The 226-nt window shown below is 54.4% G+C and carries 1 rRNA gene; it reads right to left on the bottom strand.

From position 1 onward, the window contains the following. Nucleotides 1-61 (bottom strand): 5S ribosomal RNA (rrf, locus tag C5F75_RS37775); the annotation flags it as partial. Between the last annotated feature and the right edge of the window lie 165 nt (nucleotides 62-226).

Raw genomic sequence — 226 nt, 5'->3', positions numbered from 1 at the left:
GTCGTTTCACGGTCCTGTTCGGGATGGGAAGGGGTGGGACCGACTCGCTATGGTCATCAGGCAAAGAGGGTTGTTCTACTGGCGTGGCCAACAGAACCAATCTTGGAAGAAGCAGTAATTTTGAGTTGTGTGTATCACACACGAGAATCCAACTTGTCTCGTCTTGCTACGCAGGTCACCGGTACTTCAACCGGCGCGCCGCATCGATCAGCTTCGCTGCTCGACG

Origin of the sequence: Burkholderia anthinoferrum (assembly GCF_002925705.1) — a bacterium.
Classification (GTDB): Bacteria; Pseudomonadota; Gammaproteobacteria; order Burkholderiales; family Burkholderiaceae; genus Burkholderia; species Burkholderia semiarida.
Note: the sequence above shows the minus strand (reverse complement) of the source record. Positions and strands in the feature narration are given on the sequence as shown.